Annotated in this window: 24 protein-coding genes and 1 pseudogene; 14 read left to right on the top strand and 11 right to left on the bottom strand. The window is 67.8% G+C overall.

Going from position 1 to position 26,017, the window contains the following annotated elements:
* Positions 1–4 precede the first annotated feature (4 nt).
* The 5 genes from ACWZEH_RS17415 to ACWZEH_RS17395 all read left to right on the top strand — a co-directional run bounded on the left by ACWZEH_RS17415 (position 5) and on the right by ACWZEH_RS17395 (position 4,391).
* On the top strand, positions 5–496 hold the full coding sequence (locus ACWZEH_RS17415; RefSeq protein WP_456192112.1) for a low molecular weight protein-tyrosine-phosphatase: 492 nt from the start codon (positions 5–7) through the stop codon (positions 494–496).
* Positions 493–1,665 (top strand): cystathionine gamma-lyase, encoded by a 1,173-nt coding sequence (locus ACWZEH_RS17410; RefSeq protein ID WP_456192111.1) that lies wholly within the window; start codon positions 493–495, stop codon positions 1,663–1,665. The genes ACWZEH_RS17415 and ACWZEH_RS17410 overlap by 4 nt, the downstream gene beginning before the upstream one ends.
* A gap of 224 nt (positions 1,666–1,889) precedes the next feature.
* Positions 1,890–2,795, top strand: coding sequence for a LysR family transcriptional regulator (locus ACWZEH_RS17405; protein ID WP_456192110.1), 906 nt, complete (start codon positions 1,890–1,892; stop codon positions 2,793–2,795).
* Between the two features lie 87 nt (positions 2,796–2,882).
* Positions 2,883–3,365, top strand: coding sequence for an NUDIX domain-containing protein (locus ACWZEH_RS17400; RefSeq protein ID WP_456192109.1), 483 nt, complete (start codon positions 2,883–2,885; stop codon positions 3,363–3,365).
* 153 nt (positions 3,366–3,518) lie between these two features.
* Positions 3,519–4,391, top strand: coding sequence for a GNAT family N-acetyltransferase (locus ACWZEH_RS17395; RefSeq protein ID WP_456192108.1), 873 nt, complete (start codon positions 3,519–3,521; stop codon positions 4,389–4,391).
* Between the two features lie 71 nt (positions 4,392–4,462).
* On the opposite strand, the pseudogene ACWZEH_RS17390 reads toward ACWZEH_RS17395, so the two are convergent.
* Together ACWZEH_RS17390 and ACWZEH_RS17385 are read right to left on the bottom strand one after the other, a co-directional pair.
* Positions 4,463–4,827: pseudogene (locus ACWZEH_RS17390) on the bottom strand (GlcG/HbpS family heme-binding protein).
* A gap of 223 nt (positions 4,828–5,050) precedes the next feature.
* Entirely contained in the window at positions 5,051–6,259 is a 1,209-nt protein-coding gene (locus ACWZEH_RS17385; protein WP_456192107.1) for an MFS transporter, read from the bottom strand.
* 142 nt (positions 6,260–6,401) lie between these two features.
* On the opposite strand from ACWZEH_RS17385, the gene ACWZEH_RS17380 reads away from it, so the two are divergent.
* Positions 6,402–6,866: a MarR family winged helix-turn-helix transcriptional regulator gene (locus tag ACWZEH_RS17380; RefSeq protein WP_456192106.1), complete on the top strand. Its 465-nt coding sequence runs from the start codon at positions 6,402–6,404 to the stop codon at positions 6,864–6,866.
* Positions 6,867–6,911: 45 nt separating this feature from the next.
* The gene (locus ACWZEH_RS17375) at positions 6,912–7,364 is read left to right on the top strand and encodes a GNAT family N-acetyltransferase (RefSeq protein ID WP_456192105.1); all 453 of its coding nucleotides are present in this window, start codon (positions 6,912–6,914) and stop codon (positions 7,362–7,364) included.
* Between the two features lie 100 nt (positions 7,365–7,464).
* Here the strand turns inward: ACWZEH_RS17375 and ACWZEH_RS17370 are convergent, their stop codons facing one another.
* From ACWZEH_RS17370 to dnaB, 3 genes are all read right to left on the bottom strand, one after another.
* A complete protein-coding gene (locus tag ACWZEH_RS17370) occupies positions 7,465–8,850 on the bottom strand; it encodes a serine hydrolase domain-containing protein (protein ID WP_456192104.1) in 1,386 nt (461 codons plus the stop codon).
* 91 nt (positions 8,851–8,941) lie between these two features.
* Positions 8,942–9,712 (bottom strand): methyltransferase domain-containing protein, encoded by a 771-nt coding sequence (locus ACWZEH_RS17365; RefSeq protein ID WP_456192103.1) that lies wholly within the window; start codon positions 9,710–9,712, stop codon positions 8,942–8,944.
* A 67-nt stretch (positions 9,713–9,779) separates the two neighbouring features.
* Positions 9,780–11,258, bottom strand: a complete 1,479-nt coding sequence (dnaB, locus tag ACWZEH_RS17360; RefSeq protein ID WP_456192102.1) for a replicative DNA helicase — start codon at positions 11,256–11,258, stop codon at positions 9,780–9,782.
* A 460-nt stretch (positions 11,259–11,718) separates the two neighbouring features.
* On the opposite strand from dnaB, the gene ACWZEH_RS17355 reads away from it, so the two are divergent.
* Complete coding sequence (locus ACWZEH_RS17355; RefSeq protein ID WP_456192101.1) at positions 11,719–13,056, top strand: MATE family efflux transporter; 1,338 nt, start codon at positions 11,719–11,721, stop codon at positions 13,054–13,056.
* A gap of 94 nt (positions 13,057–13,150) precedes the next feature.
* Here the strand turns inward: ACWZEH_RS17355 and rplI are convergent, their stop codons facing one another.
* The 4 genes from rplI to rpsF form a co-directional block, all read right to left on the bottom strand.
* Positions 13,151–13,597, bottom strand: a complete 447-nt coding sequence (gene rplI / locus ACWZEH_RS17350; RefSeq protein WP_456192100.1) for a 50S ribosomal protein L9 — start codon at positions 13,595–13,597, stop codon at positions 13,151–13,153.
* Positions 13,598–13,615: 18 nt separating this feature from the next.
* Entirely contained in the window at positions 13,616–13,852 is a 237-nt protein-coding gene (rpsR, locus tag ACWZEH_RS17345) for a 30S ribosomal protein S18 (RefSeq protein ID WP_003949403.1), read from the bottom strand.
* 42 nt (positions 13,853–13,894) lie between these two features.
* Positions 13,895–14,512 (bottom strand): single-stranded DNA-binding protein, encoded by a 618-nt coding sequence (locus tag ACWZEH_RS17340; protein ID WP_456192099.1) that lies wholly within the window; start codon positions 14,510–14,512, stop codon positions 13,895–13,897.
* A gap of 77 nt (positions 14,513–14,589) precedes the next feature.
* Complete coding sequence (gene rpsF / locus ACWZEH_RS17335; protein WP_062188887.1) at positions 14,590–14,880, bottom strand: 30S ribosomal protein S6; 291 nt, start codon at positions 14,878–14,880, stop codon at positions 14,590–14,592.
* A 319-nt stretch (positions 14,881–15,199) separates the two neighbouring features.
* Here rpsF and ACWZEH_RS17330 point away from each other — a divergent pair, with 319 nt between their 5' ends.
* From ACWZEH_RS17330 to ACWZEH_RS17320, 3 genes are all read left to right on the top strand, one after another.
* The gene (locus ACWZEH_RS17330; RefSeq protein ID WP_456192098.1) at positions 15,200–15,514 is read left to right on the top strand and encodes a hypothetical protein; all 315 of its coding nucleotides are present in this window, start codon (positions 15,200–15,202) and stop codon (positions 15,512–15,514) included.
* Between the two features lie 187 nt (positions 15,515–15,701).
* On the top strand, positions 15,702–16,823 hold the full coding sequence (gene femX, locus ACWZEH_RS17325) for a peptidoglycan bridge formation glycyltransferase FemX (RefSeq protein WP_042163219.1): 1,122 nt from the start codon (positions 15,702–15,704) through the stop codon (positions 16,821–16,823).
* A 103-nt stretch (positions 16,824–16,926) separates the two neighbouring features.
* Positions 16,927–17,958, top strand: a complete 1,032-nt coding sequence (locus ACWZEH_RS17320; RefSeq protein WP_456192097.1) for an alanine racemase — start codon at positions 16,927–16,929, stop codon at positions 17,956–17,958.
* 195 nt (positions 17,959–18,153) lie between these two features.
* On the opposite strand, the gene ACWZEH_RS17315 is transcribed toward ACWZEH_RS17320, so the two are convergent.
* On the bottom strand, positions 18,154–19,662 hold the full coding sequence (locus ACWZEH_RS17315) for a glycosyltransferase family 87 protein (protein WP_456192096.1): 1,509 nt from the start codon (positions 19,660–19,662) through the stop codon (positions 18,154–18,156).
* A 98-nt stretch (positions 19,663–19,760) separates the two neighbouring features.
* Positions 19,761–22,436 (bottom strand): transglycosylase domain-containing protein, encoded by a 2,676-nt coding sequence (locus ACWZEH_RS17310; protein WP_456192095.1) that lies wholly within the window; start codon positions 22,434–22,436, stop codon positions 19,761–19,763.
* A 394-nt stretch (positions 22,437–22,830) separates the two neighbouring features.
* Between ACWZEH_RS17310 and ACWZEH_RS17305 the strand changes: the two genes are divergently transcribed.
* The 3 genes from ACWZEH_RS17305 to ACWZEH_RS17295 all read left to right on the top strand — a co-directional run bounded on the left by ACWZEH_RS17305 (position 22,831) and on the right by ACWZEH_RS17295 (position 26,005).
* Positions 22,831–23,514, top strand: a complete 684-nt coding sequence (locus tag ACWZEH_RS17305; protein ID WP_456192094.1) for a PadR family transcriptional regulator — start codon at positions 22,831–22,833, stop codon at positions 23,512–23,514.
* 43 nt (positions 23,515–23,557) lie between these two features.
* Positions 23,558–24,640 carry an inositol-3-phosphate synthase gene (locus ACWZEH_RS17300; protein ID WP_456192093.1) on the top strand — a complete coding sequence of 361 codons (1,083 nt, stop codon included), beginning with the start codon at positions 23,558–23,560 and terminating at the stop codon, positions 24,638–24,640.
* Between the two features lie 102 nt (positions 24,641–24,742).
* Positions 24,743–26,005 (top strand): MFS transporter, encoded by a 1,263-nt coding sequence (locus tag ACWZEH_RS17295; RefSeq protein WP_456192092.1) that lies wholly within the window; start codon positions 24,743–24,745, stop codon positions 26,003–26,005.
* The last annotated feature ends 12 nt before the right edge of the window (positions 26,006–26,017 follow it).

Below are 26,017 nucleotides of genomic sequence, written 5' to 3'. Positions count from 1 at the left end.
CAGCATGGCCTACCGCGTCTGTTTCGTCTGCACCGGCAACATCTGCCGATCCCCGATGGCCGAATCCGTCTTTCGCGCGCGCATCGTCGAAGCGGGCCTCGACGGTGTGGCCGAGGCCGACAGCGCCGGCACCGACGGCTGGCACGCGGGTGAGGGCGCCGATCCCCGAGCGGTGGCCGTCCTCGAGGAGAACGGCTACACCGCCGACCACACCGCCCGGCGGTTCGACCCGTCCTGGTTCGCCCGCCTCGATCTGGTCATCGCCCTCGACGCGAGCCATCTCAGGACCCTGCGCCGCCTGGCTCCCACCCAGCGGGACGCGGGCAAGGTACGCCTGCTGCGCTCGTACGACCCCGGAGCGGGCGACGATCTCGACGTACCCGACCCTTACTACGGGGAGACGGACGGCTTCTACACGTGTCTTGAGATGGTGGAGGCGGCGAGCACCGGGCTGCTCTCCTCGATACGTGAGCAAGCGGAAGGACAGGCGGCATGAGCGATCCGACAAAGGACAGCGGCTACGGAGCGGGGGCGGGAGAAGCCTCTCCCGGTGACGGCACGCGCGTGGTGCGGGCCGGGCTGCCCGAGCCGGTCAAGCACGAGCCGACCCTGCCCGGTCCCGTCTTCGCCGCCCACTTCCACCTGCCCGGCGACCCCGCCGGCCCCTACACCTACGGCAGGGACGAGAACCCGACCTGGACACTGCTGGAGCAGGCCATCGGGGAGCTGGAGGCGCCGGGACAGGACGGCGTCGAAACCCTGGTGTTCCCCTCGGGCATGGCCGCGATCTCCTCGGTGCTTTTCTCCCAGCTCCGCGCCGGGGACGTTGCCGTCCTGCCGAACGACGGCTATCAGGCACTGCCTCTGGTACGCACCCAGCTGGAGGCGTACGGCATCGAGGTGCGCACCGCTGCGACCGGCGGCGACGCCCAACTCGACCTTCTCGACGGCGCGAGGCTGCTGTGGATCGAGACCCCCTCCAACCCCGGGCTCGACGTGTGCGACGTACGGCGGCTCGCCGAGGCGGCACACGCGCGCGGCGCGCTGGTCGCCGTCGACAACACCCTCGCGACGCCGCTCGGCCAGCGCCCCCTGGAGCTCGGTGCCGACTTCACCGTGGCCAGCGGTACCAAGCAGCTCACCGGGCACGGCGACATCCTCCTGGGATACGTCGCCGGCCGCGACGCCGAGGCGATGGCCTCGGTACGCCGCTGGCGCAAGATCGCCGGTGCCATTACCGGCCCCATGGAGGCCTGGCTCGCACACCGTTCGATCGCCACGCTCCAGTTGCGGGTCGACCGGCAGAACGCCACGGCGCTGACGCTGGCCCGGGCTCTGCGGGAACGGCCCGAGGTGACGGGGTTGCGCTATCCGGGGCTCCCGGACGATCCCTCGCACAGGATCGCCTCGCAGCAGATGCGGCGCTACGGATGCGTGGTGTCCTTCACACTGCCCTCACGCGCGCGTGCGGACCGGTTCCTCGACGAGCTGCGTCTCGTGGACGACGCGACGAGCTTCGGCGGTGTACGGTCCACAGCCGAACGACGGGGTCGTTGGGGCGGAGACGCGGTGCCCGAGGGCTTCGTCCGCTTGTCCGTCGGCGCCGAGGACCCTGCCGATCTGGTGGCGGACGTGCTGCGCGCACTCGCCGAGTCGGCCGGCTGACCGGTCCGTCCGGGCGGGACGCCAGGAACCCGGCTCGGACGACGGACGGTCCGAGTCTCCCCCCTCGTGGCTCGGACCGCCCCGGTTCTGCGCACGCGAAGAACCGCGCGACCAAGGCTAGTTGACTCTATGTCAGTGTCCAATCACTGTAGCGACAGCAACCTATCGACATATTTATAGTTGTGCCGAATCAGCAGCGGGTCCGACAAACGGGAGGGTGTGCTGTGGATCTGGCCTTGCTGCGGACCTTCGTGACCGTGCACCGAGCCGGGTCCTTCACCCGTGCCGCCGCCCTGCTCGGCCTCTCCCAGCCGGCTGTGACCTCACAGATCCGGACCCTGGAGCGGCAGTTGGGGCGGCCGTTGTTCCTGCGGCAGGCCCGTGGCGTGACACCCACGACCATCGGGGACGAACTCGCCCACAAGGCCGCACCTCATCTCGACGCCCTGGTGGAGATCACCGAAACCGGGCTCGACGAGGACTCCTCCTCGCGGACGCTGCACCTGGCGGGGCCCCTGGAGTTCACGTCCGAACGCGCGGTGCCCGTGCTCACCGCGCTGCCCCGCGGGAGCGGCCGGGCCCTCGCCCTGCGCGCATCCTTCGGAACCGCCGAGGAGACGCTGGAAGGGCTGGCTGCCGGGCGACACGATCTGGCCATCAGTACGGTCCGGCCACGCGGCGCACTGCTCTCGGCGACTCCGCTCTGCGACGAGGAGCACGTCCTCGTGGCCGCGCCCCGCTGGACCGAGCGGATCGGCTCCGGCAGCGTTCACTCCACAGGGGTATCCGCTCTGGAACAGATCCCGGTGATCGAGGTGCATGAGTCGCTTCCCCTCGTCTCCCGTTACTGGGCCTCCGTCTTCGACTCCCGGCCTGCCGCCGCGGGCACTGTCGTCGTCCCGGATCTACGCGCGGTGCTGGCCTGCGCCGCCGCGGGGGCCGGGCTGGCCGTGCTGCCCCGGTATCTGTGCGCGGCCGCACTCGAACGGGAGGAAGTGACCGCCCTGCACGAGCCCGCGGTGCCACCGTTGCGTACGTACTTCCTGGTGGTCCGGAACGGCACCCTGGCCATGCCGCATGTCGCACGCGCCCATGAGGCACTGCAGCAGGCGGCCACCGACTGGTGCTGACCCTCCGGCCGTGCGGCCCATGCCGGAAATCAGGCCGGTGATGTGTCGTGATGTTTCACGTGGAACGAGCTGGGCCAGATTCCCTCCATGACCGTCCGACCCGTGGTCAAGCGCACCGCTCGAGCCGTTCTGCTGGACGACGACCACCTGATCCTGATCAAGCGCACCAAGCCCGGCATGGATTCCTACTGGGTCACCCCGGGCGGTGGTGTGGAGCCGGAGGATTCGACCGTCGTCGGCGCTCTCCACCGAGAGGTGTACGAGGAACTCGGCGCCAAGATCAGCGATGTGGTGCCCTGTTTCGTCGACACGGTGGAGCACATCGGTGCGGACGGCGGCGCCACCGGCGTGAAAGTGCAGCACTTCTTCGTCTGCCACCTCGACTCCATGGACCCGTCGTTGCGGCACGGTCCGGAGGTCGACGAGCCCGCCGGCGAGTACCAGATCGTCCGCGTGCCGTTCACTCGCGTGGGCATCGCTTCCGTCCACCTCGTCCCGCTCTCGTTGCGGCACTACCTGGACGGCAACATCGAGGGTGTGCGCGCCCTGCACGCTCCCGACCTGGGCTGACCTCTCTGGCGAATTCACCGGTTCCAAGCGTTTCACGTGAAACATCCCCGGTTGACGACCGCATCCCGTATCGGCCTCGGCGTAACCGAAAGGCCGCATCGGTCTTCGGAAACAAGTGGACGCCGACAGTCGACGTCGGACAGCCTGACCTGCGTGCCGACACCTCCCCCTGTTTCCCTGTCCATCCGCCGCCTGACGCTCCGCGATCTCTCGGCCTGCGCCGACTTGTCCGAGGACCGGGGGTGGCCACGCGAAGAGCACAAGTGGGGATTCCTCCTCTCCGCCGGGAGGGGTTACGGCATCGACGATCCCGCCGGCGGGCTGGTCACCGCCTGCGTCGTCACCGGGTACGGACCCCAGGAACGGCCCACACTCGGCGCCATAGGCATGGTTCTGGTCGCGGAACGGCATGCCCGGCAGGGTGTCGGACGCCGGCTGATGCGCCACGTGATCTCGGCGATGGGCTCCACGCCGCTGACACTGCACGCGACGTCGAACGGCCTCCCGCTCTACGAGGAACTGGGTTTCAAGGTCACCGGCCGGGCGGAGATGCTCCGCGGACACTTCGTCCCGGGCGCGGGCGAACCGGGAACCGGGATCTCCACTCGAACCGCGACCGCCGGGGACCTGCCCACTCTCCTCCGGCTCGACGAGGACGTGTTCGGAGCGGACCGCACACACATCGTCGCCCGGCTGCCCGCGTTCGCCGACCAACTGCGTGTGGCCGAGGAGGACGGCCGGATCGTCGGCTACGCCGCTGCGTGGCCCAACATGGACACTCATGTCGTGGGCCCTCTGATCGCCCGCGACACCCCCACGGCCAAGGCGCTCATCGCTTCGCTCGCCGTCCACACCGACCGGCCGCTGCGCACCGACATCGACGTGCGACACGAAGAGCTGCTCGCCTGGGCGAAGGACCACGGTCTGGCATCCATCACCTTCAACGCGGTGATGACGTACGGGAGCACGGACCTGCCCGGCGACTGGACCAGACGGTTCGCCCCCGTGACGGTCGCGGCCGGCTGACGCCGTCCGGACACGACGACGCCGGTTGCCGCGGGTGCCGGGAACCGGCGTACGTGCCCGGGGCCCACTGTTCAGACGAGAGCGTCCACGGCGGTCGCGGCGAAGGAGTGATCCTGCTCCGGCGTGCCGCCGCCGACGCCGATCGCGCCGATCGGACGGCCGCCACGCTGGACGGGCACCCCCCGGCGATGAACAGCAACGGCCTGTCCAGTGCGGTGGGCAGGGTGTGGAAGAGCCCTCCGGGCTGTACGGCGTCGACGAGACGGGCTGTGGGCGCGTTCAGTTGAAGAGCGGTGTACGCCTTGCGGGTGCTGGTCTCGCCGGGGATCAGCACGGCGCGGTCGTCCCGCCGGAAGGCGAGCAGATGCCCGCCCGCGTCCAGGACGGTCACGCTGACCGTGACCCCGGCGGCATCGGCGGCCCGTTGTGCGGCCATGACGAGGGCTTCGGCGTCGGCGGTGGTGAGTGGGGCGACGGCGGTGCTGGTGTCCATGAAGAGGCACTCCCCGGTGTGCGGTGTGTAGTGGTGATGCCGCTTGAAGCGGTGAGATCCGTAGTGGAAGTGGTGCTGGGAGTGAGGGCAGTACCGACTGTGGCGGCAAAGGGGCCCGACGGAGGGGATGAGGTGGCCCCGGCCTATGTGCCCACAGGCGTCCCGGTCAGTGGGGGACCGCGGTCTGCCGCTCGGCAGGCGCCTGGTCGACTGTCACGATGCCCAAGGCCTTGCCGCGACGGTCGAGCAAGGCGGAGACGAAGGCCAGCACCAGGGCGCTCGCGGCAAGAACGGCACCGACCCAGTTGGGCGCGGTGTAACCGAGGCCGGCCCCGATCACCAGGCCACCGAGCCAAGCGGACAGGGCGTTGCCGAGGTTGAAGGCGCCGATGTTCACGGCCGAGGCCAGCGTGGGAGCGCCGTGGGCCTGGTCGAGAACACGCTTCTGCAGAGGCGGAACGGTGGCGAAGCCCAGGCCGCCGATCAGGACGATCGTGACGGCTGCCAGGACCTTGTGGTGCGCGGTCAGGGTGAAGAGCGCGAGGACGACGGCGAGAGCGCCCAGGGACACGTACAGCAAGGGCATCAGGGCGCGGTCCGCGTACCTGCCGCCGACGAGGTTGCCCCCGACCATGCCGAGGCCGAAGAGGACCAGCAGCCAGGTGACCGATCCGTCCGCGAAGCCGGCGACCTGCGTCATCATCGGCGCGATGTAGGTGATGGCCGCGAAGACACCGCCGAATCCAAGAACGGTCATCGCCATGGCGAGCAGTACCTGGACGTTCTTGAAGGCAGCCAGTTCGTGACGCAGCCGTACGCCCTCGGGTGCGGGAAGGTCGGGAACGAGCCCGGCGATACCGGCCAGTCCGATGACACCGAGCGCGGCGACGAGCCCGAACGTGATCCGCCAGCCGATCGACTGGCCGATGAGGGTGCCCAGGGGGACACCGACGACATTGGCCACGGTCAGTCCGGTGAACATCAGGGCGATGGCTCCGGCTTTCTTGTGCGGGGCGACCAGGCCGGCCGCGACCACCGAGCCGATCCCGAAGAAGGCACCGTGAGCGAGGGAGGAGATCACCCTCCCGAGCAGCATGACGCCGAAGACCGGGGCCAGGGCCGACAGCAGGTTCCCGGCGATGAACAGGCCCATCAGCAGCATCAGCATCCGCTTGCGGGAGATCTTGGTGCCGAGCACGGTCATCAGCGGGGCGCCGAGCATGACACCCAGGGCGTAGCCGGTCACCAGATGACCGGCCGTGGGGACGGAAACCCCGAAGTCGTCGGCGACCTCGGGCAGCAAGCCCATGATCACGAACTCGGTCGTTCCGATCCCGAAGGCCCCGATCGCGAGGGCCAGAAGCGCGAGAGGCATGAGGAGACAGCCCTTCCCGAAGATTGCAGTATCACTTTGTGCGCTAAGACAATAATTGCAAGCGCGGGATAAATGCAAGCGCGGTCTATTTCGATGTTGCTCTACCCTGGTTCCAGCAGCTCCTGGACGGAAGGAAACGCCAATGACAGCCACGGACCCCGCACTCACCGCCCTTGCGCAGGGCTGGTGCGCGCTCTCCCTGCTGCACGGGAGAATCGAGGCCCACATCGAGCGGGCCCTCCAGGCCCGGCACGATCTGAGTGTGCGGGAGTACTCCCTGCTCGACGTGCTGAGCCGACAGCACGACGGCGACGGGGGGCATCTGCAGATGAAACAGGTGGCAGACGCTGTCGTACTCAGCCAGAGCGCCACCACTCGCCTGGTGACCCGGCTCGAGGACCGTGGCCTGCTGGAGCGCTACCTCTGTCCTACGGACCGGCGCGGCATCTACACCGACGTCACGCCCGCCGGCCTCACTCTTCTTGAGGAGGCACGGCCGACCAACGACTCCGCATTGCGCGAGGCGCTCGACGCGGCGGCGGAGAACCCTGACCTGGCCCCGCTGGTCCGCACGGTGGAGACGCTGAAGGCGTCCGTACCGGCATGAGCCGACCGCGCCGGAGCATGCCTGCTGTCCGCGTGAGGTACCGCCATGGAAGATCTTGAGATACGCGCCGCGGCCGCGGACGACATCCCCGCGATCGTCGGCATGCTCGCGGACGACGCCCTGGGGGCGCAGCGCGAGTCTCCGGACGACCTCGCTCCGTACCTGGCCGCGCTGGAGCGTCTCGGCGCCGATCCGAACCAGCATCCGGTCGTCGCAGTCCGCAAGAACCGTGTGGTCGGCACACTCCAGCTCACGATCGTTCCCGGGCTGTCCCGGCGCGGCTCCACAAGATCGATCATCGAGGGCGTCCGTGTTCACGCCGACGAGCGCGGCAGCGGTCTGGGAACCCTGCTCATCGAGTGGGCCATCGCCGAATCCCGCCGCCAGGGGTGCCAATTGGTGCAGCTGACCTCCGACAACACCCGTACCGATGCCCACCGCTTCTACGAACGGCTCGGCTTCTCGGCTTCCCACCTGGGCTTCAAGCTGGCGCTGTAAGGACAATCCGCAGGGGCTGTTCCACGTGAAACAGCCCCAGACCTCCAGAGGCTCCAAGCCTTCAGAACCCCTGAGGCAGGCCGGGTGGGCATGTCGGACCCTAGCCGACTCCCTGCCATCCCTCAGAGTCCACTCCGCCGGGCACAGAAGCCCCCTCCTCGTACGGCTGACGGCTGAACACGAAGGAACCGAGGTCCAGGTGACTCACCGATCCGTCCGGCCGTCGTACGGGCCTCAGGAGCTCTCCGGCGTAGTAGCCCTCCAGTCCGGTCCAGGTTCCGTCGCCGTTCGAGTGGAAGCGGGCACGACGGCCCGTACCGGAGAGCGGCTCCAACGACAGCAGCCCGTCGGCCGACAGCCGCAGAGCGAATCCTTGCGTCCCCCAGTACCACTGCCCCACCAGCGCCAGCACCGTGGAATCAACCTCGCGCAACGGCCGCCAGGGAGCTGGGATACGCGGTTCCGCCTCGGCGACGATCCGGACGAGATCGGCGGCGACCGGAAACAGCAACGGCCCCGACGTGCAGTTGGCCAGAACCACCGCGGCCACGTCGTCCTCCACGCCGATCGCCAGACAGGCGAGGAAGCCCGGCAGGGATCCGGTGTGCCCGACGAGAGCCCGCCCTCCCCCGTGACGCAACTCCAGACCCAGGCCGTAGGCATAGCCGCTCGCCACGTCCGTCGCCTCCGCCGGCGCCGCGGGCCTCCTCATCTCCCGCAATGACTCGATACTCAGTACGCGTTCGTCCCCGTCGGCCAGGAAGGCCGCGAAGCGTGCCAAGTCACCCGTGGTGGACCAGAGCTGTCCCGCCGGCGCCATCCGCCCGAGGTCCTCGGCCGGCTCGCGCAGCATCACGTCGGCCCACGGATGCACGGCCCAGCCACCCGCATGCGGCGCCTGCGGAAGCACACCCGTCCGGCACAGACTCAGGGGCTCGAGCACGTCACGCCGGAGCACCTCCTCCCACGAGGCACCACGCAGCTTCTCCACGAGAGCGCCGAGCAGCGCGTATCCGGGGTTCGAGTAGTGAAACCGTCGGCCGACCGGGTGCACCATGGGCCGCTCGCCCAGGACGTCGGCCAGGTCGGGCCGCAGCGCACCGGGGGTGCGCTCCCACCAGGGCCCCGGCGTCTCGGCCGCCAGGCCGCTCGAGTGCGACAGCAGTTCGGCAAGGGTCGCCTCTCCCACGCCCGTACCCGGCAGATGCTTCTCCAGCGGGTCCCCGAGGTCGATCACTCCCTCGTCGCGCAGCTGGAGAACGAGAACGGCGGTGAACGTCTTGGTGATGGAGCCGATCCGGTACTGCACGTCCTCGTCCGGCGCATGTCCCTCCACCGATGTCCGCGCCCCTGTCCACACTGCCTCACCGCTCCGTACCACGGTGGCGACGAGCGAGGGAGCACGCTCCTCCGCCTGGGCGACGGCGATCCGGTGCAGCAACGCCCGACGCGTGCCGGCCAGCAGTTCTTCCTGATGTGTCGTCATGTCCCCAGTTCACCAGGTGCGGGTTCCGCCCGAACGAAGCCGACGACCGGGGTGCCGGAACGTCCGTCGCCGCGTCCGTCCTGGGTGCTCGTCAGCGGGAGCAGATCACGCTGACGAGCGTGAAAGAAGCGAAGAAGGCCCCCTCGGAAAGAGAGGCGAACCAGCGAAGGCCACGTTCTTCGCCGATGTGACCGTCCTGAATGGCCTGTTGCATGTTGCGGCCCAGTCCCAGAGTGTGGTCCGCGTCCTGGAAATCGAGGAAGACCGGAGTCGCGGCGGTCACCGCCTCAACAGTGAAACCGGCTTGTTCGGCGTGGCGGGCGAGGCTGCGGCCGATGGTGGCGTGGCGGACCACTTCCGAGGTGGTGTAGCGCGTGAAGGAGCGGCTTGTGTCGAGATCTTCCGCGTCGACGATCAATGTGTCCCAATCGGGTTCGACGAGACCGATCCGCGCACCTGGCCGGGTGACCAGGTGGAGCTGTGCCAGGACATCGGCGGGCTCGGCGACATGCATGAGAACCCGATCGATCTTGGCCCGGTCCACTGCCCCCGGCGCGACGGGCAGGCAGTGGGCGTCCCCCTCCCGGATCTCCACTGCCGACAGGTCACTCGTGCGCCGGCGTGCCTCGGTGAGCATGGCCGGATCACGGTCGACTCCGATCACCGTGCCGCTGACGCCCACGCGTTCGGCCAGTGCCGGCAGGTCGGCACCCGGACCACAGCCCACGTCGAGTGCCGTCTGCCCCGCCTGTACGTCCAGCCGATCCACCAGCTCCCGCTTGTAGCCGCGGCCGGCGCCGGCCGCCGCTCGCAGCATGTAGTCAGCCTGATCAGGTCGGGGCGCACCGAGAGTCGTCGACATACGGGAGAGTCGAACACAGCGGTCGACAGCCGTGCTGTTACCTGACGTTCGGCAGGAAGGAAACCGGTCAGGTCTGCGCCATGTCCACGAAGCGGGAGTAGTGGCCCTGGAAGGCGACCGTGATGGTCGCCGTCGGGCCGTTTCGGTGCTTGGCCACGATCAGGTCGGCCTCGCCCGCGCGCGGAGACTCCTTCTCGTACGCGTCCTCGCGGTGCAACAGGATGACCATGTCCGCGTCCTGCTCGATGGAACCCGACTCACGCAGGTCGGAGACCATCGGCTTCTTGTCGGTTCGCTGCTCGGGGCCACGGTTGAGCTGGGAGAGCGCGATGACCGGGAGTTCCAGTTCCTTGGCGAGCAGCTTGAGGTTACGGGACATGTCCGAGACCTCCTGCTGACGGCTCTCCGCGCGTTTGGAACCGCCGGACTGCATCAGCTGGAGGTAATCGATGACGACCAGCCTCAGGTCGTTGCGCTGCTTCAGCCGACGGCACTTGGCGCGGATCTCCATCATCGACAGGTTCGGGGAGTCGTCGATGTAGAGCGGCGCTGCCGACACGTCCGGCATCCGGCGTGCGAGGCGGGTCCAGTCCTCGTCGGTCATCGTGCCGGACCGCATGTGGTGCAGAGCGACCCTGGCCTCGGCGGACAGCAGACGCATCGCGATCTCGTTGCGTCCCATCTCGAGCGAGAAGACCACACTCGGCAGGTTGTGCTTGATGGACGCGGCACGGGCGAAGTCCAGCGCGAGCGTCGACTTTCCCATCGCGGGGCGCGCGGCAATGACGATCATCTGCCCCGGATGCAGACCATTGGTGAGCGAGTCGAAGTCCGTGAACCCCGTGGGCACACCGGTCATCTCACCGCTGCGCGAGCCGATCGCCTCGATCTCGTCGAGCGCGCCCTCCATGATGTCGCCGAGCGGGAGGTAGTCCTCACTGGTGCGCTGTTCGGTGACGGCGTAGATTTCGGCCTGCGCACGATTGACGATCTCGTCGACGTCGTCGTCGGCCGCGTATCCCATCTGGGTGATGCGCGTACCGGCTTCGACCAGGCGGCGCAGCACGGCGCGCTCGTGCACGATCTCCGCGTAGTACGCCGCGTTGGCCGCCGTGGGCACCATCTGAACGAGGGTGTGCAGATACGAGGCCCCGCCCACCTTGTTGATCTCACCGCGTTTGGTCAGCTCCGCGGCGATCGTGATGGGGTCGGCCGGCTCGCCCTTCGCATAGATGTCGAGAATGGCTGTGTAGACGGTTTCATGAGCCGGCTTGTAGAAGTCGTGGCCCTTGAGGATCTCGACGACATCGGCGATGGCGTCCTTGGACAGCAGCATGCCGCCCAGAACGGACTGCTCGGCCTCGAGGTCCTGCGGGGGCACCCGCTCGAAGGCGGAGCCCGTGCCGTCCCATCCACCGGAGTCACGGCCGCGGTCGTGCTGCTCGGCGCGGCCCCGGCCCCCGTCCTCACGACGCCGGGAGGCGGGCAGACGATCACTGGGTCCGCTGTCGGCCCACGGGTCGTCCAAGGGCTCGGAAATACTCACCGAGCCACCTCCTCCCGTCCGCCGAGCGGACCTCGCCGTGCCTCTCTTTTTCTACGGCACGGCACTGACAAATAGGACGCCCGACTCCGGTTGTCGAGCGCCGGATTTGTGGCCTTTTGGAAACCGGCGGACGGAGCATGCGCCGGACCACCGTAGGCCTCTCCGCACCGTCAGCCAATCTGGTTATCCACAGGCCATGTGGACGACCGGCCCAATGCTGTGGAGAAGTCCGCCAAACCTGTGCACGACCCGGTGGACAGCCCTGTGAACAAGACCCGCATCGACCCGCAACGAAGGCCCTGACCTGGCATTTCATCGTCCACCGCCTGTGCAGAACAAAAACTTTCCCCATCGGCCCAAGATCTCCTCAGGTGCTGTATGCAAGCACACACCCTGCGCCATCATGTAAGGGTCTATAAAGCATTGCATCTCTTACCTGTGGACGATTAGATTAGTGCACATGACACAGGCCCCCGCGCGCCCTCGAGCCGTCCGACGGCAGCACGACCGAGAGATCGTCATGCTGGCCGTACCGGCCTTCGGCGCCCTCGTCGCCGAGCCCCTCTTCGTCATGGCGGACAGCGCCATCGTCGGCCATCTCGGCACAGCACAGCTCGCCGGACTCGGCGTCGCCTCAGCCCTCCTGATGACCGCAGTCAGTGTCTTTGTCTTCCTCGCCTACGCCACCACGGCCGCCGTCGCCCGGCGGGTCGGTGCCGACGACCTCCCCTCGGCCATCCGCCAGGGCATGGACGGAATCTGGCTTGCCCTGTTCCTCGGTGTCGGTGTCGTCGCCGTGGTCCTGCCCGCGGCACCCGCCCTCGTGGATCTTTTCGGCACCTCGGACACCGCATCCCCCTACGCGATCACCTATCTGCGCGTTTCCTCACTCGGCATACCGGCCATGCTGATCGTGCTCGCCGCGACCGGTGTCCTTCGCGGGCTGCAGGACACCAGGACCCCCCTCTACGTCGCCGTCGGTGGCTTCGCCGCCAACGGCATTCTCAACGTCGCCCTCGTCTACGGCGCCGGTTTCGGTATCGCGGGCTCTGCCTGGGGCACGTTCATCGCCCAGTGGGGCATGGCCGCTGTCTATCTGATCGTGGTGCTGAGGGGCGCGCGCAAGCACGGCGCCTCGCTACGCCCGGACCTCGCGGGGATCAGAGCCTCTGCCCAGGCCGGCGCACCCTTGCTGGTACGGACCCTCTCGCTCAGGGCCATCCTGATGATCACTACCGCCGTCGCCGCCCGAATGGGGGATTCCGACATCGCGGCTCACCAGATCATCCTCTCCCTGTGGAGCCTGCTCGCCTTCGCGCTGGACGCCATCGCGATCGCCGGGCAGGCCATCATCGGCCGCTACCTGGGAGCCGGAGACGCCCAGGGTGCCCGCCAGGTATGCCGTCGCATGGTGGAATGGGGCTTCGCGGTCGGGGCCGTCCTCGGGGTACTCGTGGTGCTCGCCCGGCCGGTCTTCCTGCCTCTGTTCACCAGCGATTCCACGGTTACGGACACGGCTCTACCGGCTCTGGTGATCGTCGCGTTGTCCCAGCCGATCTCCGGCATCGTCTTCGTTCTGGACGGGGTACTGATGGGCGCGGGCGACGGGCCGTATCTGGCACGGGCGATGCTGATCACCCTGGCGGTCTTCACTCCGTTCGCCCTGCTGGTCCCGGTGTTCGGAGGTGGGCTCACCGCACTGTGGGGCACGATGGCGCTCATGATGAGCGTTCGGCTGCTGACCCTGTGGTTCCGTACCCGATCGGGCCGTTGGGTCGTCACCGGCGCCACGCGCTGACCGTTTCACATGGGGCCCCGCGTTTCACGTGAAACGGCGATGGGGCCGCACCCTGAAAGGCGCGGCCCCATCCCACTGCTACAGCGAACAGCACTTACTCCGAGACAACCTCGAGGTCGACCTTGGCGGCAACCTCGGGGTGCAGACGCACGAACGTCTCGTGGGCGCCGAGGGTCTTGATCGGCGCACCGAGCTCGATGCGACGCTTGTCGACCTGAGGACCGCCGGCGGCCTTGATCGCGGAAGCGATGTCGGCCGGCGTGACGGAACCGAAGAGACGACCGGCGTTGCCGGAGCGGACCGCGAGGCGGACCTTGACACCCTCGAGCTGGGCCTTCACCTGGCTGGCCTGCTCGATGGTCTGAATCTCGTGGATCTTGCGAGCGCGACGGATCTGCTCGACGTCCTTCTCGCCACCCTTGGTCCAGCGGATCGCGAGCTTCCGCGGAACCAGGTAGTTGCGAGCGTAACCGTCCTTGACGTCAACGACGTCGCCCGCGGCACCGAGGCCGGAGACCTCGTGGGTGAGGATGATCTTCATGAGTCGGTCACCCTTCCCTTATCGCGCGGTGGAGGTGTAGGGCAGCAGCGCCATCTCACGGCTGTTCTTGACGGCCGTGGCGACGTCACGCTGGTGCTGGGTGCAGTTGCCGGTCACGCGACGGGCACGGATCTTACCGCGGTCGGAAATGAACTTCCGCAGCATGTTCGTGTCCTTGTAGTCCACGTACGTGACCTTGTCCTTGCAGAATGCGCAGACCTTCTTCTTCGGCTTGCGCACAGGCGGCTTCGCCATGATGTATCTCCTGTGTGATCAAGAAGTGTGGTGCGGCCCCGCCTAGAAGGGGGGCTCGTCCGAGTAGCCGCCGCCGCCGCTGCCGCTGCCGCTGCCGCTGCCGCTGCTGGAGCCTCCGCCCCAGCCGCCACCGCCCTGGCCGCCGCCACCCTGCTGGCCGCCGGCAGGAGCGCCGGATGCCCAGGGGTCGTCGGCCGGAGCGCCGCCACCCTGCTGGCCGCCACCGGGGCTTCCGCCCCAGCCGCCACCACCCTGGTTGCCGCCACCGCCGCCGTAACCACCCTGGCCACCGCGGCCGGTGGTCTTGGTGATCTTGGCCGTGGCGTTGCGCAGGCTGGCGCCGACTTCCTCGACGTCCAGTTCGTAGACCGTGCGCTTGACGCCCTCACGGTCCTCGTAGGACCGCTGCTTCAGCCGGCCCTGCACGACGACGCGCATGCCTCGCTGGAGCGACTCGGCGACGTTCTCCGCCGCCTGACGCCAGACCGAGCAGGTCAGGAACAGGCTCTCGCCGTCCTTCCACTCGTTCGTCTGGCGGTCGAAGGTGCGGGGAGTCGACGCGACACGGAACTTCGCGACGGCCGCACCGGACGGGGTGAAGCGCAGCTCGGGGTCATCGACAAGGTTGCCGACGACCGTGATGACGGTCTCGCCTGCCATGGGGGAACCTCTCGGCGGGTTTGCTGCTGGCTGCTTGTACTGCTACTCGGATCCCGAGACCAGCTGAGCGAAAGGGCTCAGTGGTTCTCGGGGCGAAGGACCTTGGTCCGGAGGACCGACTCGTTCAGGTTCATCTGGCGGTCGAGCTCCTTGACGACCGCAGGCTCGGCCTGCAGGTCGATGACCGAGTAGATGCCCTCGGGCTTCTTCTTGATCTCGTACGAGAGACGACGACGGCCCCAGGTGTCGACCTTCTCGACCTTTCCGCCGCCGTCACGGACGACAGAGAGGAAGTTCTCGATCAGCGGGGAGACAGCACGCTCCTCGAGATCGGGGTCGAGGATGACCATCACCTCGTAGTGACGCATGTGGAACCCACCTCCTTTGGACTCAGCGGCCACGGTCGTTCCGTGGCAGGAGGGTCGTGATGCGTTGCGCAACGATGCCTGTCAGTAGAACAGCCGCCACTGACAATCGAGGTCGGGTGGCGGTTTCTCCAGGTCGGCCGGGGCGGGCCCGTGGCCCTGTCCTGAACGTGACTGGATCTGTCCGAACAGACACCGGTGCAGACGGTACAGAGTACCCGCACAGCGGCTTCCGGTTGAAATCCGTCCCGGAAGCCCGTCAGTCTGTACACATCGGGTGTGCATGGCACTACGATGCGCCGTCTTTCGCAGGAGGTGCCCCATGGCACAGGCATTGCGACCCAACACCGCCGGAGGCCTTTTCGCCACGGACGGCAAACCCCACCCAGTCCAAAAGGCCTTGCTCGCGGTGACCCTGGTACTGGGGGTCACGTCCCTCGTCACCGCGATGTTCCACCATCTGCACCTGCTCAGTTCCTGGGCCGGCCTGGCGGGAATCCTCACCGGCGCTTACGGCCAGTGGATCTCGGAGACGACGCGGGAGCGCTTCGGCCTGATCCTGGGACTGGGCGCCGCGGCGATCGGTTTCTTCCTCGGCATGGCGCACGGTGGCCTGTTCGGCGGGGTCTTCGACTAGGGCCTGTCCGGCGGACCGTTCCGTCGGGCGTCTCCTCCCGCATGCCGTGGAGCGCGCCCCGGCCGTGCCGGTCCGGGGCGCAGGTCCCGTGTGCCCAACCGGGGCGCCCCCACGGCGCAGTAGGCTTCGCGCGAGAGCCGGAGCCCCTGAACCCATGGGGACACACCAGCCCGAGGAGCGCCCCGAAATGAGCCTGACCCTGAGGACCATCAGCCGAGAGCAGCATCTGGCATACATCCAGAGCCTGCCGTCGGCGAGTCACATGCAGGTCCCTGCCTGGTCGGACGTCAAGGCGGAGTGGCGTGCGGAGAACCTCGGCTGGTTCGACGACCGGACCGGTGAGATCGTCGGGGCCGGCCTCGTCCTCTACCGGCAGCTCCCCAAGATCAAGCGCTATCTGGCCTATCTCCCCGAAGGCCCGGTCATCAACTGGTTCGCGCCAAATCTTCAGGAGTGGATCGAGCCGATGCTCGCGCATCTGAAGCAGCAGGGCGCGTTCTCGGTGAAGATGGGGCCGCCGGTGATCATCCGGCGCTGGGAGGCTACGACCATCAAGAAGGGGATCCAGGACCCGGACGTGAAGCGTCTGCGCGACCTGGAGGCCGACTTCATCGAGCCCCGTGCCTTCGAGGTCTCCGACAAGCTGCGCCGTATGGGATGGCAGCAGGGCGAGGACGGCGGGGCCGGATTCGGCGACGTACAGCCCCGCTACGTCTACCAGGTGCCGCTGGCGAACCGGTCCCTGGAAGAGGTCCACAAGAACTTCAACCAGCTGTGGCGCCGCAACATCAAGAAGGCCGAGAAGGCCGGTGTCGAGGTCGTCCAGGGCGGTTACGACGACCTGGCCGAGTGGCAGCGGCTGTACGAGATCACCGCCGTGCGCGACCACTTCCGGCCGCGTCCGCTGTCTTACTTCCAGCGCATGTGGACGGCCCTCAACACCGAGGACCCCAACCGCATGCGGCTGTACTTCGCCCGGCACAACGGCGTCAACCTGTCGGCGGCGACGATGTTGATCGTCGGAGGTCACGTCTGGTACTCCTACGGCGCCTCCGACAACATCGGCCGTGAGGTCCGTCCCTCGAACGCGATGCAGTGGCGGATGCTGCGCGACGCCTACGCGCTCGGCGCCACCGTCTACGACCTGCGTGGCATCTCCGACTCACTGGACGAGACCGATCACCTCTTCGGTCTGATCCAGTTCAAGGTGGGCACGGGCGGCCAGGCCGCCGAGTACCTCGGCGAGTGGGACTTCCCACTGAACAAGCTGCTCCACAAGGCGCTCGACATCTACATGTCGCGCCGCTGATCCCGGCTCTCCGCCGTACAGCTCGCCCCACCGGCTCTCACAGGCCTCACAGTTCTCATTACTCCGACACACCACAGCCACGAGAAAGGTTCCAGGTCCGGCCATGGCGCTCACGCTCTACGTCGACACCGCGCGCTGGCGGGCGCATCACAAGCACGTCCAGCAGCAGTTCCCGGGACTCGTCCCGGTCTGCAAGGGCAACGGCTACGGCTTCGGACACGAGCGGCTGGCCGAGGAGGCCACCCGGCTGGGCTCGGACGTCCTCGCCGTCGGCACGACGTACGAGGCCGCCCGGATCAAGGACTGGTTCGGTGGCGATCTGCTCGTGCTGACGCCGTACCGGCGCGGTGAGGAGCCCGTCCCCCTGCCCGACCGGGTCATCCGCTCGGTTTCGTCGATCGACGGCGTGTACGGCCTGGTCGGCGCCCGGGTGGTCATCGAGGTGATGTCCTCGATGAAGCGGCACGGCGTCGGCGAGCAGGATCTGCCCCAGCTGCACTCCGCCATAGAGAACGTCCGGCTCGAGGGTTTCGCGATCCACCTGCCCCTGGACCGCACCGACGGCTCGGACGCCGTCGAGGAGGTCATCGGCTGGATGGACCGGCTGCGGGCAGCCCGCCTCCCGCTGCACACCATGTTCGTCAGCCACCTCAAGGCCGAGGAACTCGCCCGTCTGCAGCAGCAGTTCCCGCAGACACGGTTCCGCGCCCGGATCGGCACGCGGCTGTGGCTGGGGGACCACGAGGCCACCGAGTACCGCGGCGCCGTCCTGGACGTCACGCGCATAGCCAAGGGCGAAAGGTTCGGCTACCGGCAGCAGAAGGCCGCCTCCGACGGCTTCCTGGTGGTCGTGGCGGGCGGTACGTCGCACGGGGTGGGCCTGGAGGCCCCCAAGGCCCTGCACGGCGTCATGCCGCGTGCCAAGGGCGTTGCCCGTGCCGGACTGGCCACGGTGAACAGGAACCTCTCTCCCTTCGTCTGGGCCGGGAAGCAGCGCTGGTTCGCCGAACCGCCGCACATGCAGGTGTCGATCCTGTTCGTGCCCGCGGAGGCACCGGAGCCGCAGGTCGGTGAGGAGCTGGTGGCCCACCTGCGGCACACCACCACGCAGTTCGACCGGGCCCTCGACCGCTGAGCGGCACGAGGCACGGCGAAGACGGAGCAGGCGGGGGAGACAGAGGCGGCGCTCGAGCGGGCGCCGGCACAACGAGAAGGGCCGTGCACGGTGTTCCCGTGCACGGCCCTTCCCCTGCTCCTCACCAGCATCCGGGGTGATCTGCCACCGAACCGGTCACCGGCCCGGCTGCCCGCCCGTCCGCTGGTCGTTCGCTCAGAGTGAACCACCTGTGGCGCCGGCCTTGCCCCACTCGGACTGCGGACCGTCGAAGTGGGTGGTCTCCCGAGCGGGCCGAGCAGCGGGGCCAAGCACGAAGGCGTCCTCCGCTCCGTCCAGCACTCCACCCGAGGGGTCGTCGTCACCGGACCGGCGCACCGGGTCCCGCTCCGGCATCAGGATGTCGCGCACGATCATGACGCACAGGTAGAGCGTCCCGAACAGATGCAGGCCGATGGCCCAGTGGTAGCCGTCGGCAGGCAGTCCCTTGTGGGCGTCTCCACTGGTCGTGTAGGCGAGGTGCATCCAGATGCCGAGGAAGTAGGCCACCTCGCAGGCCTGCCAGATCAGGAAGTCCCGCCACTTCGGCCGGGCCAGGACGGCCAGGGGCACCAGCCACAGGACGTACTGGGGCGAGTAGACCTTGTTGGTGAGGATGAACGCCGCGACGATCAGGAAGGCGAGCTGCGCGAAGCGCGGCCGCCGGGGGCCCGTGAGAGTCAACGCCGCGACACCCACGCAGCACAGCAGCATCAGCAGTGTGGCAAGGGTGTTGACGGTCTCGGTACTGAGCGGGTCGGACGAGTTCTGAGCGATGATCAGCCAGAAGGACCCGAAGTCGACACCCCGCTCCTGGCTGAAGGTGTAGAACTTCGACCAGCCGTCAAAGGCGAAGAACATCACCGGCCCGTTCACCACGGCCCAGGCGACGACGGCACCGCCCAGGGCCTTCCCGAACTCCCGCCAGCGTCCGGCACGCCAGCACAGGACCAGCAGCGGTCCCAGGAGGAGTACGGGATAGAGCTTGGCGGCCGTGGCCAGCCCCAGGAGGGCTCCGAAGGCGAGAGGCCGGCTACGCGACCACATGAGCATCGCGGCGGCCGTCAGCGCGACCGCCAGCAGGTCCCAGTTGATCGTCGCGGTCAGGGCGAAGGCAGGGGCCAGGGCGACCAGCAGACCGTCCCAGGGCCGCCGGGCGTGCGTGCGGGCCACACAGACGGCGATGATCGCCGCGCACACCATGAGCATCCCGGCGTTGACCATCCAGTACCACTGCTCCTGGTCCTGGACGCTCCCGCTGCCGGGTGTGAGCCAGGACGCGACCTCCATGAACACACCGGTCAGCACCGGGTACTCGAGGTACTGCATGTCGCCGGGAAGCCGGTCGAAGTACGGTACGAGGCCGTCGGCGAAGCCCCGCCCCTGGTAGAGGTGCGGGATGTCCGAGTAGCACGCGTGGGTGTACTGGGAGCCGGCGCCGAAGAACCACGCGCCGTTGTAGCAGGGCGCTTTCTGGACCAGGCCGAGGGTGAACATACCGATCGCCACGAGCGCGATCACCCGGACCGGGGTCCACCAGGACACCCCCAGCAGGGCACGCCGCCCGAGCGGGCCGCCGATCAGCTCGCTGCCGGCCCTGGCGACCTTGTCCTCCCGGGTCGGTTCCACCAGCTCCGGCTCGTGGGCGCTCGCTTGCATCGATTCTCCACTGGGCATGCCGCACATCCTGCCGTACGTGCCGGGGCCAATGCCGAGGGCCGCCGTACCCGAGGGGACGGCGGCCCGTGTTCCACGTGAAACACCCAAGCCGGGCGAAAGGGCGGCTAACCGGCCGGTCCTCCGAAGAGGCTGCCATTACCGTTGCCGTTGCCTCGGCTGTCGTCTTCCTCCTCCGATTCCGAGGCCGTCGGTGAGCTGGTCACCCCGCCGTCCGTCCCACCGGCATCCGCGCCACCCGATCCGGTACCACCTGTGTCGTCTCCCTCCTCCTCACAGTTGAAGTCGAAGGGGCCACAGGTATCGGTTTCGGTCGGAGTGGGCTCGCTGGGCTCAGGCTCCGGCTCCGAGGTGCTCGGAGACGCCGACGGAGTTTCCTCTTCGGTCTCGGTGGGCGAGGGAGTGGCAGTCGGCGACGGAGTGTCGTTGACGATCTCGCCGATGGGCTTCGGCGTCGGGAAGGACTCCGGCTTCTGGCCCTTCAGCGCGTCCTCCATGTAGTCCGCCCAGATCTCTGACGGGAACGAGGCACCGTGGATACTTTCCTGGTCGCCCGTTCCGTACATCTCCAGGAACTGGCGGTTCTTGATGGTCTCGTCATCGGGGTACCGGAACATGCTGATCGCGGTGGACAGCTGCGGGGTGTAGCCGACGAACCAGGCGGACTTGTTGCCGTCCGTGGTACCGGTCTTGCCGGCCACCTCGCGGCCCTCGAGCTGGGCGTTGGTGCCGGTTCCTTCCTCGACGACGGTCTTCAGGACGTCCGTGACGTTGTCGGCGACCAGGGCGGTGAACGCCTGTTCGGTCTGGGTCTTGTGCGTGTAGACCGTGCCGTCCTTGCTCGTCACCTTCTTGACGGAGAACGGATCGCGCTGTTCGCCACTGGCCGCGAAGGTGGCGTACGAACCCGCCATGCGGATCGCGCTGGGGTTGGAGGTGCCGAGGGAGAAGGACGGGTAGTTCGTTCCGGCGAGACTGCTCTCCAGAAGCCCGGAGTCCACCGCGGAGGCCTTCACCTTGTCGAGGCCGACATCCACGCCGAGCTGAACGAACGCGGAGTTCACCGAAAACTGCATCGCCTCGCGGAGGTCGATCTTGTAATCGGGCGGGGTGCCGCGTGACTCGTCACCGTCGTTGACCTGCTCCCACTGCTCGCCCTTCTCGTTCTGCCAGACCGAACCGTCGTATTCCTTGATCTTGAGCTTGTTCTTGCCGCTGTACAGGCTCTTCTCGGACACCTTCGTACGCTCGTCCTGGGCCTGTACCGGATCCCCGTCGGGGTCCCGGACGCCCCACTTCATGGCGGCCGCCAGCACGTACGGCTTGAACGTCGATCCCACCTGCGCACCGGTCGAGTCGGCGTTGTTGGTGAAGTGCTTGGTCGCGTCGGTACCGCCGTAGATGGCCTCGATCGCACCGGTCGCCGGGTTCACCGAAGCCCCACCGAATTGGACGTGGGTGTCCTCCGGGCGCTCCTCGGGCTTGATGTTCTTCTTGTAGACCCTCTGGACCGCCTTCTCGAGTTCCTCGACCTTCTTCCTGTCGAAGGTCGTGTGGATCGAGTAGCCGCCCTGTTCCAGCTGGTTGGCGGTGATGCCGGTTTCCTCGCTGTTGTTGACGATGTACGCCTTCGCGAGGTCCACGAGGTAACCGATCTGCCCGCTCAGCGCGGTGTTCGACCGGGGGTTCTGCACCTTGGGCAGCTTGGTGTACTTGGCCCTGGTCGCGGAATCCAGACGGTCGTACTCGACCATCTTGTCCAGAGTGTCCTGCATCTGGGTCAGGGCGCGTTTCTTGTTCGCCTCGGGAGTGGCGCCGACCGGGTCGATGGAGGTCGAGCCGGCCGGGTCGTAGTAAGTGGCGCCCTTGAGGACCGCCGACAGGAAGGCGCACTCGCCTTCGTTGAGTTCGAGTGCGTCCTTGTCGAAGTACGCGCGGGCTGCGGCCTGGATCCCGTAGGCGCCACGTCCGTAGTACGCCGAGTTCAGGTAGCCCTCGAGGATGTCGTCCTTGTCCTCGGTGGCACCCACCTTGATCGAGACGAAGATCTCCTTGAACTTGCGGGAGATCGTCTGCGACTGGTCGTCCAGCATGGCGTTCTTGACGTACTGCTGGGTGATCGTGGATCCGCCCTGCGTGTCGCCGCCCTTGGCCATGTTGAACACGGCGCGGGCGATACCCCGGGGATCGATGCCGCTGTCGTCGTAGAAGGTCTTGTTCTCCTGGGAGATGACCGCGTCCTGCATCGCCTTGGGGATCTGCTCGAGATTGACGATCTGGCGGTTGCGCTCACCACCCGTGGCGACCATCTGCTTGCCGTCGGACCAGTAGTAGACGTTGTTCTGCGCCGTGGCGGTCTCGGCGACGACGGGCACGCTCACCAGTGCGTACCCGATCCCCGCGGCGGCCACCATGCTGCCGAAGAACGCGATGCACAGCCCGGTGGCGAGCTTCCACGACGGCATCCAGCGATGCCAGCCGTACTTGTCGTGACGCGGATAGTCGATGATCCGCTTCTTACCGGGAGGCGCGGCACGGCCCCGGCCAGGGCCGGTGGAACCTGCCCGGCGGCCCCCGCCCCTCTGTGCCGCGCGTCGTGCTTCGGCGCGGCTTCCATAGGTGTGGCCCTCACCACCCGAGTCCGACCCATAGGAATCGGACGGAGACCCGGTGGCGCCTCGCGGTGCCGCGCGGCGGCCGGAGGACGAGCCGGACTGGCCGCGTCGGGCCGCGGCACGTCCGCCTCCCTGCGGCTGCGGCGGTTTGCGACGGTGCTCGCTCATCGAACGACTACTCCTCGGGCAGGCGCATCTCGCGCGCCTGGAAACGGCAGCTGGTTTCCGGTCCCCCCGAAGTACGGATGCGGTGGGTTCCGCATTCATCCCGTACTGCACCAGGGACGGGGACGCCCCCGGGCGTCACTTGGTTCCCGGTGTTGCGCATGGCGCACAGACTACGCACCGCCAAAACCCGCCGAGCACAGAAGTTCAGCTCAAATCAGGCAACTTGCTCGCATCGAATCGATGATGTGATCCCGTTCACCACACTCCCCCTTGTCCCAGCCGGAGCGCCGTTCTATCGTGCTGATGTATCGAGTCGATACATCAGCTCGGCATAAAGATGGCGATGAGCCACGCAAGGCCGTCACCGCACGACCGCGGCAGAGAGGAGGCGACGATGAGCCGGCGTTCCGGGATCCTCGAGTTCGCCGTACTCGGCCTGCTCCGCGAGTCCCCGATGCACGGCTACGAGCTGCGCAAACGACTCAACACGTCACTGGGTGTGTTCCGTGCCTTCAGCTACGGGACGCTCTACCCCTGCCTCAAGACGCTGGTCGCCAACGGCTGGTTGATCGAGGAGCCGGGGAACACCACCGAGGACGCCCTCGCCGCTCCGCTCACGGGCCGCCGCGCCAAGATCGTCTACAGGTTGACGGCCGACGGCAAGGAGCATTTCGAACAGTTGCTCTCCCAGACGGGCCCCGACGCGTACGAGGACGAGACCTTCGCCGCGCGGTTCGCCTTCTTCGGACAGACTTCACGCGACGTACGCATGCGTGTGCTGGAAGGCCGCCGCAGTCGGCTGGAGGAGCGCCTGGAGAAAATGCGCGCCTCACTGGCCCGGACCCGGGAGCGTCTGGACGACTACACGCTCGAGCTCCAGCGCCACGGAATGGAGTCCGTGGAGCGGGAAGTGCGCTGGCTGAACGAGCTCATCGAGAGCGAGCGGGCCGGGCGGGATCTGAAGGGTCCTGCCTCAGGGGCGCCCCCTCGACAGGACACCACATCTGGAGCGTCGGGCGACCTGCCCCGGTCCGGGGACATCCCCCGGACCGGTTCGCCCGACGACACCGCCACGTGAGTCCCGTTCAGGGCCTCACTCGTACACACAGGGAGCAACCGGAATGGGTTCGGTTCGCGTAGCCGTCGTCGGCGTGGGCAACTGCGCCGCGTCACTGGTGCAGGGCGTCGAGTACTACAAGGACGCCGACGCGGCGTCCAAGGTGCCGGGCCTGATGCACGTCCAGTTCGGCGACTACCACGTCAGCGACGTCGAGTTCGTCGCCGCTTTCGACGTGGACGCCAAGAAGGTCGGCCTCGACCTCGCTGACGCCATCGGCGCCTCCGAGAACAACACCATCAAGATCTGCGACGTCCCCAGCACCGGTGTGACGGTCCAGCGCGGCCACACCCTCGACGGCCTCGGAAAGTACTACCAGGCCACCATCGAGGAGTCGGCCGAGGAGCCGGTCGACGTCGTCCGGGTCCTCAAGGACAAGCAGGTCGACGTCCTGGTCTGCTATCTGCCCGTCGGTTCCGAGGACGCGGCGAAGTTCTACGCCCAGTGCGCCATCGACGCCAAGGTCGCCTTCGTCAACGCCCTCCCGGTGTTCATCGCCGGCACCAAGGAGTGGGCGGACAAGTTCACCGAGGCCGGTGTGCCGATCATCGGTGACGACATCAAGTCCCAGGTCGGCGCCACCATCACGCACCGTGTCATGGCGAAGCTGTTCGAGGACCGCGGTGTCGTCCTGGACCGCACGATGCAGCTGAACGTCGGCGGCAACATGGACTTCAAGAACATGCTCGAGCGGGAGCGCCTGGAGTCCAAGAAGATCTCCAAGACGCAGGCCGTCACCTCCCAGATCCCCGACCGGGACCTCGGCGAGAGGAACGTCCACATCGGCCCGTCCGACTACGTCCCGTGGCTGGACGACCGCAAGTGGGCCTACGTGCGCCTCGAGGGCCGCGCGTTCGGTGACGTTCCGCTGAGCCTGGAGTACAAGCTCGAGGTCTGGGACTCCCCGAACTCCGCCGGTGTCATCATCGACGCCCTGCGTGCCGCGAAGATCGCCAAGGACCGCGGCATCGGCGGTCCCATCCTGTCGGCCTCCTCGTACTTCATGAAGTCCCCTCCGGTGCAGTACTTCGACGACGAGGCCCGTGTGAACGTCGAGAAGTTCATCCAGGGCGAGGTCGAACGCTAGGACCCACCTCCTTCAGGCGAGGACCTTGCCTCCCCTGCGGGTGATCGAGGGCCCCCGGGGCGCATGTCCCGGGGGCCCTCTCCGTATGTGAGGCTGTGCCCCATGGCCGTCGTCCGTGACCTGCGCGTCCTGCTGCGTTTCCAGGGCTTCAGACGCCTGCTCGCCGTCCGGCTGCTCTCGCAGGGCGCCGACGGGGTCTTTCAGGTCGCACTCGCCTCCTACGTGGTCTTCTCACCGGAGAAGCAGACGTCGGCCGCGGCGATCGCCTCCGCGATGGCGGTCCTGCTGCTCCCCTACTCCCTGGTCGGCCCCTTCGCCGGGGCACTGCTCGACCGCTGGCGCCGCCGCCAGGTCTTCCTGTACGGCAACCTGCTGCGCGCGCTGATGGCCTCGGTGACCGCTGTCCTGGTTCTCGGCCAGGTCCCGGACCGGCTGCTCTTTGCCTCCGCCCTGTGCGTAACCGCTGTCAACCGTTTCGTCCTTGCCGGCCTCTCCGCCGCGCTGCCGCGCGTGGTGGACTCCGAGCGGCTGGTCATCGCCAATTCCCTCTCCCCGACCGCCGGAACGCTCGCCGCGACCGCGGGCGGCGGACTCGCCTTCCTCGTACGTCTGGTCGTCTCCGACTCGGACGCGGCCGTGGTGCTCGTGGGCTCGGCGCTGTACCTGTGCGCGGCTCTGGCTTCGCTGCGCATGGCGAAGGAACTGCTGGGCCCCGACCGGGCGCTGGTGCAACCGCGGCTGACCGCGGCGCTCACCGGCACCGCTCGCGACCTGCTGGCAGGTCTGCGCCATCTGGCGGCGCCCTCGCGCAGGGAGGCCGCCTGGGCGCTCGCCGCGATGTCTCTGATGAGGTTCTGCTACGGCGCCATGCTCGTCATGCTGCTGATGCTGTGCCGGTACGCCCTGACCGACACGACGGAGGAGGGACTCGCTCTGCTGGGTCTGGCGTTGGGCGTGTCCGGCGCCGGTTTCTTCGTCGCGGCCGTCATGACCCCCTGGGCGGCAGGGCGGTTCGGGCCGGGACGTTGGATCATGCTGTGTTCGGCAGCCGCCGCAGTCCTGGAGCCCGCGCTCGGTCTGCCCTTCGCAAGCGGCCCCCTGCTGCTCGGGGCATTCGTTCTGGGCCTGACCACCCAAGGCGCGAAGATCGCCACGGACACCATCGTCCAGTCCTCCGTCGACGACGCCTTCCGTGGCCGGATCTTCTCTCTCTACGACGTCATGTTCAACGTGGCCTTCGTCGGTGCCGCCGCAGTGGCCGCCCTGATGCTGCCACCGGACGGCCGATCGGTCCCTCTGGTGGTAACAATCGCTGTTATCTACGGGGCAGTAGCTGTGGCTATCAGCCGTTTTGAGCGTCAGTAAGTGTCACATCAA

The sequence above is a fragment of the Streptomyces yamdrokensis genome, from assembly GCF_053890455.1.
Note: the sequence above shows the minus strand (reverse complement) of the source record. Positions and strands in the feature narration are given on the sequence as shown.